Consider the following 11,354-nt stretch of genomic DNA (forward strand, 5'->3'; position numbering starts at 1 on the left):
TTTCATTTTCAAGAGACAACAATATGACAAAAATCATCAAGACTGCCCTGTTGATGGGCGGCCTGCTGTGGCAATCCATGGGATTGGCCAGCGATACCGGCTGGCTTGTCAGCCCCCAGAATGATCACGCCAGGGTGCGGCTGCAAGCCGACACCCGCGATCCCGCCCAAACTCGCGTGCTGCTGAGCCTGGAGCTCGAATCCGGCTGGAAGACCTATTGGCAGAACCCGGGAGAGGGCGGCATCGCCCCTGAAATATTCTGGGATGACCCTCAACCCGCGCAGCAGTGGTACTGGCCCGTGCCGGAGCGATTTGACGTCAGCGGCATCTCGGCCCAGGGCTATCGGCAAGCCGTCAGCCTCCCCATCAGCCTGACCCACAGCCGCCGCGAGGCGCTGACGGGCACACTGCGCCTTTCGACCTGCAGCAACGTCTGCATCCTGACCGACTACCCCTTTACCCTCGCAGTCGATGGCACTACGCCAGAAGGGTTCGACTTTGCCTACGCCCAGGCGATGAGCAAGCTGCCACAAGCCATGCCGGGCAGCGTCACCCTCAAGGCTGGTTATCAGCAAAACCAGCTGCAATTGACCGCCGACAACCCGCAAGGCTGGCAGGATCCGAAGATTTTCCTCCAGCGGCTGGAGGGCGCCGAATTTGGCAAACCCGAGCTGGAGGTGCAAGGCAACACCCTGATCGCCCGCATTCCGGTCAGCGATGGCTGGCAGGGCGATGCGCCCGACATCCGCGCCCAGCAACTCGGTTTTGTACTGGCCAACGGTGAACAAGCCTGGCAGAGCGAGCTCAGCATAGGTGACCCGCTGACCCTGCCGAGTCAGGGCCACTCGCTGTTCTGGCTGCTGGGCGCCGCCCTGCTGGGTGGCCTTATCCTCAATCTGATGCCCTGCGTGCTGCCGGTGCTGGCACTCAAGCTGGGGTCGGTATTGCAGCTAACAACCCGTGAGCGCCGCCCGGTTCGTCTGCAATTTCTGGCGGCCAGTGCTGGCATCCTGGTCTCTTTCTGGGCGCTGGCACTCATGAGCACACTGCTGCGCGCCACCCAGGGAGCGGTCGGTTGGGGCATCCAGTTCCAGAGCGTCTGGTTTATCGGCTTCATGGTGGTGGTCACCCTGCTGTTTTGTGCCAACCTGCTGGGGCTGTTCGAGTTAAGGCTGCCGAGCAACCTCAATACCCGCCTCGCCACCACGGGTGGCAACAGCCTGGGCGGTCACTTTCTGCAAGGGTGCTTTGCCACCCTGCTGGCCACACCCTGCTCGGCGCCCTTCCTCGGCACTGCGGTCGCCTTTGCGCTCGGAGCACCGCTCGGTCAGCTCTGGCTCATCTTCACCGCGCTTGGCCTTGGCATGAGCCTGCCCTGGCTGCTGATCGCCGCCTTCCCCCGCCTTGCGCTCTGGCTGCCGAAGCCGGGCCGCTGGATGGGGCGCCTGCGTATGCTGCTCGGTCTGATGATGCTGGGCTCCAGCCTCTGGCTGCTCAGTCTGCTCGGCAACCATGTCGGTCAATTCTGGATGCTGATCCTGATGGCGCTGATGCTGGCCACCCTGCTGCTGGCCGTCGTGTGGCGCCATGGCCTGCGGGGTGTGACCCTGGGGCTGGCCCTCACCTGTTTACTGGGTGGAGCCCTGCTGCTGGGCGGCGCCTTCACCCAGGAAGGAAAACCCCAGCGAGATACCGTCAACTGGCAGCCCCTGTCGGAGCAAGCCATCCAGGACGCGCTGGCGCAGAACAAACGGGTCTTTGTCGATGTCACCGCCGACTGGTGCATTACCTGTAAAGCCAACAAATTCAACGTGCTGCTGCGAGATGATGTGCAAAAAGCCCTGAGCGCCCCCGACGTGGTGGCCCTGCGCGGGGACTGGAGCCGCCCCTCTGCCAGCATCGCTGACTTCTTGCGCCAGCGTGGCAGCGTGGCCATTCCCTTCAACCAGATCTACGGGCCCGGCCTGCAGGGTGGTGAGATCCTCTCGCCCCTGCTGGACCGACCGACTCTGCTTGCCACCCTGGCGCAAGCAGGCATTGCCACTTCTCAAGGAGACACGAAATGAAACCGACCCTGTATACCCTGACCCTGCTGGCCTCCCTCTCTGCCGCCCTGCTGGCTCCGGCCCTGCACGCCGCCCCCTTCACCCCGGAACAGGAGGCACGTATCAAGGAGCTGATCCGCGAGACTCTGGTGGCCAACCCCAAGATCCTCGACGAGGCGGCCGAATCCTGGGAGAAGCAGAATGCAGCGGCCCAACAGGCGCAGCTCGGCGACTTCATCAAAGGCAATCAGGATGTGCTGTTCAACAGTGCGACCAGCCCGCGCCTCGGTGCCAAGAACCCCAAGCTGACGCTGGTGCTGTTCACCGACTACAACTGCCCCTACTGCAAACAGTTCGATCCTCATCTGACCAAGCTGCTCAAGGCCCATCCGGACGATCTGGGGTTGGTGATCAAGCTGCTGCCGTTCAAGGGGCAGACCTCTGCCAAGGCGGCCCAGTACAGCCTGACGCTGTGGCAGCAAGATCCTGCCCGCTTCCTAACCCTGCACGACAAGCTGATGAGCAAGCAGGGAATGCTGACCGAGGCGGATATCAACAAGGCGCTGGCGGCCACCGGTAATACCGCGCTCAAGCCCGACGCCAAGGCCACCGAGGAGCTGCGCAACAGCCTTCGCATCGGCACGCTTCTGGGGGTGCAGGGCACACCGGCGACCCTTGTCGGCAACCAGCTGGTGTCGGGCGCCATCCCCTATGAGGAGCTGGAGCAAATCGTGCAAGCCGAACTGGCCAAACAGGGGTAAGCCATGACAGAGACAATCGCCCCCCAACCCCGCTGGCGACGCTGGGGTAAAGAGGCATTCTGGCTGCTGCTGATGGCGCTGGTCATCTCGACGGCACTGGACTTCTGGCGCAGCCCGGCACTACCAGAAGACGGCCCGCTGCCCACCCTCATTCTGCAAGATGGCACCACCGCCGACCTGCAGGCCATGAGCCGGGACAAGCCGCTGCTGGTCTACTACTGGGCCAGCTGGTGCGGCGTCTGCCGCTTCACCACCCCGACTGTGGAGCAGCTCTGGCAAGAGGGTGAGAACGTGCTGACGGTCGCGCTGCGCTCTGGCAACTCTATCCAGTTGCAGCAAGGGATGACCAGGAAGGGGCTGACCTTTCCGACCTATAACGATGAACAGGGCAACCTCGCCGCCCGCTGGCAAGTGAGCGTCACTCCCAGCTTCCTCATCGTCAAGGACGGCAAGGTGGTCAGCACGACGACAGGCTGGAGTTCGGGACTGGGGCTCAAAATGCGCCTGGCATGGGCCCGCTTTAGCTGAATCGACCCGACTGGCGACAACGCTGGCGCCCTGTCCCTTGGGAAAAGGGCGCCAAACATTATCGAGATAGCCGTGACTTTTGCCCAAGCGAGCGGGGCAACGCCCGCCGCCGCATCAGCGCTCAAGTTCACATGCTCATAAAGGAACAGGAGTGGTAATGAAATCCCTCATCACATCTTTGCTGTCGACCCGAAGCGGTCGCTATTTCTGGCCGCTGGCACTGATCCGGATCTCCTTTGGTCTGTTTTTCTTTGCATCTGGCCTGAATAAATTGATTCAACCCGCTAACCAAGAGGCCATGTTGCATACCATGATCGCAGCAGGTCTCCCCTACCCGGCCTTGATGGCAATCTTTGTTGCGACCTGTGAAACCCTGTTTGGCGCGCTGCTGACTCTCGGTCTGTTAACCCGGTTGTCTGCGCTGGCACTGCTGGTCATCAACACGGTTGCCCTGGTGACCATAGGTCTGCACCAGATCCCCGCCAACGTGACCGGGCTCGAATGGTATAGCTGGCTGCTCTATCTGCCCGAGTCTGTCTATATATTGCTGTGCATCTTGCTGGTGGTGCAGGGTTGCGGCCCCTGGGGGATCGACCGCCCCCTGGGCCGCAAGCTGGCAGCGCCGGGGCATTGACCGCGACTGACGGAGTCACCCAGTTCACATGACCCAACGCCCGGCCTGCCGGGCGTTTTTTAACCTTGATCACACATCTCACTCCCTCTTCTTGCCAAAATGGCAGCGATCGGAACTTAACTCGCATTAGCAACTTGCTTGCCATATCGCCTCCTATTCATGGCGGAGTTGGCCTGTTTCCGTTAAAATGACGGGTTTTTGCCGTGCCTGGTTTCTTACGCTCCACCATCAGGCACCCGCAGTGTGAATCCGATGATGCCAGTGATGCAGGATCTGCCATGAACAACTACTTTCGGGTGCTGGGCGTCAAGTCCAACGCCAACGAAAATGACATCAAAAAAGCCTATCGACGGCTGTCGAACCAGTACCACCCCGATAAGCTGTTGGGGGCGAGCGAAGAAGAGCGAGAGCTGGCAGCCATCAAGCTGCACCAGGTAAAGCAGGCCTATGAAGTGCTGTCAGACCCGAAACAGCGGGCCGCCTTTATCAAGGATTTCAACAACGTTATCGTGACCGATCCCGCTGCTGCCATGCAGGAGATGTGGGATCAGTTCTACCCCTGATGCCGACGCAAGAAAGAAGAGCCACTATGCAAAAAAAATGGGATCAGGCGCGCATCAAAGCGCTGATGAGTGATGCCAGCGAAAACATCGAATCCTACCGGGATCAGGATCAGCCCAAGGCACTGGAGCAGTTCACCAGCCAGATGAAGACCCTGCTGCTGGCCGACATGAGCATGCTGGAGTTCATGCCGGAATACTTGCCGCTCGCCCTCTATGGCCGGGTGCAGTTTCCGGCCAAGGCCAAGCCCGAGTGGAACAAATGGCTCACCAGCGGCGTACAACCCTCATGGGACGAGTTCAAGGTGTCGGTGGCGTTCAATAATGCCGACCTGCCGCTGGTGAAAGCGGTGCGGGCCCAGAGCGAAGAGCAGCTGATCGAAGCCTGCGCCGTGCTGTTCCAGCTCTGCCATCCAAAAGAGAGCCAGCAGCCGCGCGGTGGCCGCCGTGCCGATGACGACTACGAGCTTAGCGACGACGATGACGACGGGGAAAACGCTGACGCCGACTATAACGGTGATGGTGACGACGACGGCGATCAAGACATGTACGACGAAGTACGTTTCTAACTTGAGGCACAGCATGCACAGTCTGATAGAAATTACCGCCATCGAGATCAAAGAGCTGGCCGTGATCGAGCCGAAGCAGGCCAGCGAAAAATTCGAGCTGATCGCCAAGACCATGTCCGACGATCAATTGGCCGAAGTCATTGAACAGATTGATATCGTTACCCTGACCCAGATCAACGGTCAGCACGACATGTCATTCCCGTCGATCATCTCCGAGCTGATGACCCCGGAGCGGATCCGCGACATCGTCTGCCAGCAGCCCCTCTACTGGGAAGAGGCGATCAAGAACAACGCCGAAGAGCTGCAGCAGCACACCTTCGACTTCCTCAACTACCTGATCCGCACCCAGGAAAGCGACGCCAAGCAGGCAGAGATCCTGGAGTGCATCGCCGAGGATCCGGCCGGTCTCTTCTACCTCGCTATCCCCTTTATCGAGTTCTATCGCGGTGAGCGCTTCGACGATGAAGAGGGCTATCAGGATGCGCTGCACGCCGAAGAGGAAGACCTGGAAGAGGCGCTCTCCTACAGCGACCGCCAGCAGAGCGAGAATGCCCACGACTACCCGCTGGATGACCCGCGCAGCCTGTTGATGCTGATCCGCGAGCTGACCCCCGAGGTGGAAAAATCGATCAAGGCACTGCTGCGCAATGAGCACTCCAGCTGGGAAGGGATCATAAGCAAGTTCGCCAGCGAGCTGGTGATGCAGGCCAAAGAGAAGAACGAGGCCTCCGACGAGTACGCCGAAGTCGACGACATGTTCAGCTTCCTGGATTGAGGAACCCCGTCATGCAACTAGTGATACGCGACGTCAATCAGGGCCCCTTTCTCTCTCAGGTGCTGCGCTTTGGCCGCGAGAGCGAACACTTGAGCGATCAGCAGCTGGGCCAGATCAAGGGCAAGGCGATGCTGATGAGCCTCAAATTCGCCGACAAGTACTACAACAAGTACAAGATGCATCTGCTGGAGCAGGCCGCCCACGACGTCATCGGCGTGGTGAGCCTGGGCCTGCTGGAGCTGTCGCAACGGGACCTTGCCCGGGCACTGGCCCTGCTGCAGGCACCGGAGGGGCCCATCAAGCCGTTTCAGAAGGGTTGGTCCATGCTGATCTCGGTCAGCGCCAAGCAGCCCGGTAGCAACAGCCTCTATGGCGACGTGGATGCGCGGCTCTTGGACAAGATCTCCAGCCCGCCGGATGTGGAGGAGTGGCAAGGCTGGCAGGAGTACGAGAAGGCGCTGGCCGAACACAACAAGGCCCGCCTGATGAGCCTGATCGATCAGCACTTCTTCGCCTGCGAGAACGACCACCCCACCATGGAGGACAAGCTGGCCGAGGCCCTGCTCTATCGCATCCTCTGTGGCAAGGGCAGCGGCGCCGCCAAATTGAAGGTGAAGCAGGATCTCAAACGCAAACTGGCGCGGGAGATTGAGCTCAATGAAGAGTGGTACGACACCGACTATCTGGCCGCCCAGCTGGAGCGGCTGCTGGCAGAGCTGCCGGGCGAGCTGATCGCCGGCCTGCGTCAGGAGCTCAGCAAGGGGTTTATCCCCAACCTGCTGCATACCCTCGGCTTTGTGCGCCAGTATCAGCAGCTGCAACAAGAGAACGCCTCGCCGGAGAAGCTCGACAACATCGAAATGCGCGCCGGTCTCAAGCACCCGCTGCTCGGCTGGCCGCTCTACCACGACTTCTAGGGGCTTTCGCCGCCCATTCAGTCGCACCACAACGCCCGGTTTGCCGGGCGTTGTTATATCCGGCGATGAGCCCCCCACTACACACGTCGTTAATCAAACATTCGGTGATTTGGTCACCAAATATAAACGTGTGAGTAACTGATATAGAAAGAGTGGTTGAATAATCGTCAGCGCTATGGTCAACCAAGCCAATATAGTCATGTTACCAAGGTGACCATCAACATTAGTTAACATCGTCGAAGAAACTACGGCAGCCACGCCACTGAATATATGTTGGAAAACATTCTGCAATGACATGAATCCCGCTCTTTCCCAAGGCGCTGCCACTTGACTATTCACAGCAGCAACGGTGATCGTCCGTGTCGACGTAACCACCATGAATAACGTGAAAATCACCATGGTCGGCAACCAGGGTTCACGCAAGAAGCCGTCCCAAACAACGGCAATCGTCAATACCCCCATCAAAAGCGTCACTCTCATTGCGCCAAAACGGTCAATAAAATATCCACCAAACTGCATCGCAAACAAGCTAAAAATACCGCCCATGAGATAGTAATGACTCATATCACCACGCGGTACATCAAGGTTGAATTGAAAATAAGCTGCAATATTTGGCACAATAAGGAAAGTACTGAAAATTGCCAATCCAATTGCCATAAACGCATTCCACACCACAGGTCTTTTCAACATTTGAATGGATGAAAAAACCTTCTGGCTCCGTTCCAAGTGGGCCGTCATCCCGGGCAGCCTTATATATACCGCCACGCAGACACACAATCCCAAACCACCAACGACATAGAAAGGTGCACTCCATCCTTTTAACATGGCCAGCTCCAATCCCAAGGGGACACCGGCAATCGCTGACAACGAGAAAGCCCCCATCACTATGGCCATCGCTCGACCACGTTGCTGTAGTGGCGTGGCATCCACAACGATCGCCAGAGCGATGGATGTTGCCGGACCGGCAAACACACCGGCCAGCAAGCGGGTAAAGAATAAACTTTCCATATTCCATGCTAACGCGCACGCCCAGGTGGATAGCGTGATGCCCAACAATGAGATCAGTGCAACATGTTTTCTATCAAATCGGTCGAGATATCTGGCACACAGTAATGATGATAATGCGGCGGCCAGCGCATACCCGCCCCCTAAATACCCTATATAGGTTGGACTTATATTTAGCGCACGAGATAAATTCGGCCCAAGAGGCATCATCATCATGAAATCAAGAGCACTGACCAATTGAATCAATGCGGCTAGCCAGACGGCGTTAATATCCATAGGCGAACTATTAATGTGAGTTTTTTCATCCACATTATTTTCATCTAACATCATAGTATTTACTCTCAATCTTTAGAGATAAACAGTATATCCACTATCACAATTTAATTTTATCCGTTAAAATGGCACAGATTGTTATCATATCAGGGATAATCAATGCGTACAGGCATGGAATTGAATGCGCTGAGAATTTTCATTGCAGTGGTTGAAAATAGCAGTTTTGTGGGGGCATCTAAAACCCTTCAAATACCCACGTCAAATGTGAGCCGCAGTATCTCTCAATTGGAAGAAGCCTTGGACCTTCAACTGATTGAACGCACTACCCGCCATATGAAACTCACACAGGCAGGGCAACTGCTCTATACCCGAGTAAAGCCATTACTGGAATCACTGGAGCAAACCGAGGCTGAATTGACATCACAACAGATCCAGCTGAAAGGGCCATTACGCATCTGTATCCCCAATGAAGCCGGTCCAAAACTGCTCGGTACCGCCATCGCTGACTTTGCCTGTCAACATCCCGAGATAAAAATCAGCTGTATTACCAACCTGTCCGGACTTGAATCATTAAGAGAAGATTTGGACATGGCAATCATCATTCACAGAGGCAAGATGGATGATTGCGATTACATAGCCAACCATCTGACCACCATTCCCTGCACTGTTGTTGGCTCCCCTTCATTGATCCAGAAGTGGGGACTTCCCAACCATACGTCACAACTCAAAGATCTCCCCTGCATCACTACGGTAAGCGCTCTGAAAGGGATGCCTTGGCAATTTACTCGCACAAACAGTGAATTTTCCACCATCCAAGTGAATGAACACTACCGGGTCAATAGTGGCGAACTGGCGTTAAAAGCAGCAATAGCCGGTGTAGGGTTTGCCATTCTTGCCAAGGTGTCTTGCCAAGAGTTTATTGATGATGGCAGCTTGATTGAAATTCAACTTGAGTTACCCGCAGCCCCATTGCAATTGTTTGCTGTTTATGCAAACCGTCAATATCTACCGGCAAAAACGCGCGTCTTTATTGAGTTCGTACGGCAAAATATCATGAGCTATCAGTAGCTAAAACCGGTAAAGCCTCAACAGATCAGGCTGACTTTTCAAGATGCCAAAAGATGAGCCCCAGTTTTTATCGTTCGCGAACGTCTGATTACGCTCCGCTAATCAAACCTAGGGCACAGAGGGAAAATAGTTCAACTCGACCAGTAAATCGGTACCACAAGTTTCTGGTAAAACGTTCTCTACAGTGATTTTATGGGGCGCATTTACAAGTTTCTCGCCCCTGTCTTGTCGATTGCACAGCTAAAAATCGGCATGACGGCAGGACGTCTATCAGCACAAAATTACAACGTGGGAATATGATGCCTAACCCCTATCGCGAAATTCTGACAACCCCTGGCGTCAAAGGGTTGGTGATCTCGAGTTCGATTGCTCGCCTGCCACACGCAATGATCAGCATTGGCATCATCACTATGCTGGTACAACAAGGTAGTCTCTATTGGCTGGCTGGTACGGTCGCAGGCACATTTACGTTATCGAATGCGCTTATAGGTCCTCAGATATCAAAACTGGTGGATCAACATGGCCAGAGCCGGGTTCTACCATTCGTGACAGCTTTCAGTATTGGCATGCTGTTGATGCTAGTGACAGCTGCCTACATGAACGCTCCAGAACCACTTTTATTTATCCTAGCGGCATTGGCCGGCTCGATGCCAACAATGCCGGCCATGATAAGAGCCCGATGGACAGAACTTTTCCGTGGCAAGCCACAGCTGCACACAGCATTTTCCCTGGATACGGTCCTCACGGAAATGGCCTTTATCATTGGCCCTCCACTGGCAATTGGCATGAGTACGAGTGCCTTCGCCGAAGCTGGGCCTCTTGCTGCCATCTTACTGCTAGCCATTGGCGTAACAGCCTTTGTCCTGCAACGGCAAACTGAGCCAAAGGTGGTCAAGCGTTGTCAGGGGAGCAGTGAGTCAGTCTTGCAGATCCCCAGTCTTCGCATCATCATTTTGGCGCTTCTGGCAATGGGGGTGATCGGTGGCTCGATCGATGTGGCCGTCGTAGCCTTTGCCAATGCACAAGGTTGGCCAACAGCCGCCAGTTTCATCCTGGCTGCTTATGCCTTGGGATCGCTGGTTGCGGGCCTGACGTTCGGCGCATTGAGAATTGCCTTACCGATTGAAAGGCAGTTCATTTTTTGGATACTGGTCACAGCCGGTACAGCGCTATTGCCGATCCTCTCCCCGAACGTCTACATCATGACAGGCATCCTCTTCATCGCGGGTCTCTCGTTCGCGCCAACGATGATCATCGTTATGAACCTTGGCACTATCATTCTGCCGCCCTCCAAGCTCACCGAGGGGCTAACCTGGATGACGACAGGCATCAGTATCGGTGTCGCGCTTGGCGGGATGCTGGCAGGCCTTGTCATCGATACCTATGGTGCGCGAGCTGGCTTCGGTGTGGCAATTGCCTCTGGGCTATCGATGGTGGTGATCGCAATGATAGGCCTGCCGATACTTCGTGCGGCATCAGAGATGCGAGCCGAGCTGGCGGCAAAAGCCGCCTAAGGGCCGGCTCAACTAGGGGCTATCGTCTTGAGCTGATGTATTTCAGTACTGATCGCCGGCCTGCGTCAGGAGCTCAGCAAAGGGTTTATCCCCAACCTGCTGCATACCCTCGGCTTTGTGCGTCAGTACCAGCAGCAGCCAAAAGAAAACACCTCACCGGAGAAGCTCGACAACATCGAAATGCGCGCCGGTCTCAAGCACCCACTGCTCGGCTGACCGCTCTACCACGACTTCTAGGGCACGTTTTCGCCGCCCCATTCAGTAGCCCCACAACGCCCGGCCCGCCGGGCGTTGTTATATCCGGGATGTCCCTCACCCTGACCCCTTTCCCAAAGGGAGAGGAGACAAGTCCATGCCAACCTCGGGCCATGGTGGTCATACCATCACCTGGGGGTGATTCCAGCGATCCCTTCTCCCACTTTTTGCCATCAACAAGGGGAGAAGGGCTGGGGATGAGGGGGAGCAAGCCATCACAGCAGAAGCAACCGACAAGCAGCAGAGCGTTAAATAAAACAGAGGCAAGTAGGGTCGATTAGCGAAGCGTCATCGGCCGCACCGCAATCTTCGTGGCTATAGAGAACAGATGGATTACCAGCAAAATGGTGGCAACCTGTTTCGCGATCGTCTGATTACGCGGAGCCTGTAAATAATTCTGTGTAACTACCCACTCCATTACAGGTGACCATTCAGGCGATCACCGAATTC

11 protein-coding genes and 1 pseudogene are annotated in these 11,354 nt (G+C 56.3%); 11 read left to right on the plus strand and 1 reads right to left on the minus strand.

Annotation, left to right across the window (positions count from 1 at the left end; genetic code table 11):
* Window positions 1–23: 23 nt before the first annotated feature.
* From BN1129_RS06490 to atcC, 8 genes are all read left to right on the plus strand, one after another.
* A complete protein-coding gene (locus tag BN1129_RS06490; RefSeq protein WP_042035295.1) occupies window positions 24–2,066 on the plus strand; it encodes a protein-disulfide reductase DsbD family protein in 2,043 nt (680 codons plus the stop codon).
* Window positions 2,063–2,806 (plus strand): DsbA family protein, encoded by a 744-nt coding sequence (locus BN1129_RS06495; protein ID WP_042035297.1) that lies wholly within the window; start codon window positions 2,063–2,065, stop codon window positions 2,804–2,806. Before BN1129_RS06490 ends, BN1129_RS06495 begins: the two co-directional genes overlap by 4 nt.
* Window positions 2,807–2,809: 3 nt before the next feature.
* Complete coding sequence (locus BN1129_RS06500) at window positions 2,810–3,334, plus strand: protein disulfide oxidoreductase (RefSeq protein ID WP_042035299.1); 525 nt, start codon at window positions 2,810–2,812, stop codon at window positions 3,332–3,334.
* Window positions 3,335–3,491: 157 nt separating this feature from the next.
* Window positions 3,492–3,968, plus strand: a complete 477-nt coding sequence (locus BN1129_RS06505) for a DoxX family protein (RefSeq protein WP_042035302.1) — start codon at window positions 3,492–3,494, stop codon at window positions 3,966–3,968.
* 278 nt (window positions 3,969–4,246) lie between these two features.
* Window positions 4,247–4,531, plus strand: coding sequence for a cold adaptation protein ActJcold adaptation protein ActJ (gene atcJ / locus BN1129_RS06510; protein WP_033135738.1), 285 nt, complete (start codon window positions 4,247–4,249; stop codon window positions 4,529–4,531).
* Between the two features lie 26 nt (window positions 4,532–4,557).
* On the plus strand, window positions 4,558–5,097 hold the full coding sequence (gene atcA, locus BN1129_RS06515) for a cold adaptation protein AtcA (RefSeq protein ID WP_042035307.1): 540 nt from the start codon (window positions 4,558–4,560) through the stop codon (window positions 5,095–5,097).
* A gap of 13 nt (window positions 5,098–5,110) precedes the next feature.
* On the plus strand, window positions 5,111–5,872 hold the full coding sequence (gene atcB / locus BN1129_RS06520) for a cold adaptation protein AtcB (protein ID WP_042035310.1): 762 nt from the start codon (window positions 5,111–5,113) through the stop codon (window positions 5,870–5,872).
* Window positions 5,873–5,883: 11 nt separating this feature from the next.
* Window positions 5,884–6,789 (plus strand): cold adaptation protein AtcC, encoded by a 906-nt coding sequence (gene atcC, locus BN1129_RS06525; protein ID WP_042035312.1) that lies wholly within the window; start codon window positions 5,884–5,886, stop codon window positions 6,787–6,789.
* 93 nt (window positions 6,790–6,882) lie between these two features.
* Here the strand turns inward: atcC and BN1129_RS06530 are convergent, their stop codons facing one another.
* The gene (locus BN1129_RS06530) at window positions 6,883–8,139 is read right to left on the minus strand and encodes an MFS transporter (RefSeq protein WP_042035313.1); all 1,257 of its coding nucleotides are present in this window, start codon (window positions 8,137–8,139) and stop codon (window positions 6,883–6,885) included.
* A gap of 87 nt (window positions 8,140–8,226) precedes the next feature.
* Here BN1129_RS06530 and BN1129_RS06535 point away from each other — a divergent pair, with 87 nt between their 5' ends.
* From BN1129_RS06535 to BN1129_RS24155, 3 genes and pseudogenes are all read left to right on the plus strand, one after another.
* Window positions 8,227–9,135, plus strand: a complete 909-nt coding sequence (locus BN1129_RS06535) for a LysR family transcriptional regulator (RefSeq protein WP_042035315.1) — start codon at window positions 8,227–8,229, stop codon at window positions 9,133–9,135.
* Window positions 9,136–9,431: 296 nt separating this feature from the next.
* Complete coding sequence (locus tag BN1129_RS06540; RefSeq protein ID WP_244463022.1) at window positions 9,432–10,649, plus strand: MFS transporter; 1,218 nt, start codon at window positions 9,432–9,434, stop codon at window positions 10,647–10,649.
* 48 nt (window positions 10,650–10,697) lie between these two features.
* A pseudogene (locus BN1129_RS24155) lies at window positions 10,698–10,865 on the plus strand (cold adaptation protein AtcC); the annotation flags it as partial.
* Window positions 10,866–11,354 lie beyond the last annotated feature (489 nt).

Source organism: Aeromonas popoffii, assembly GCF_000820025.1.
In the GTDB taxonomy this organism is placed as follows: Bacteria; Pseudomonadota; Gammaproteobacteria; order Enterobacterales; family Aeromonadaceae; genus Aeromonas; species Aeromonas popoffii.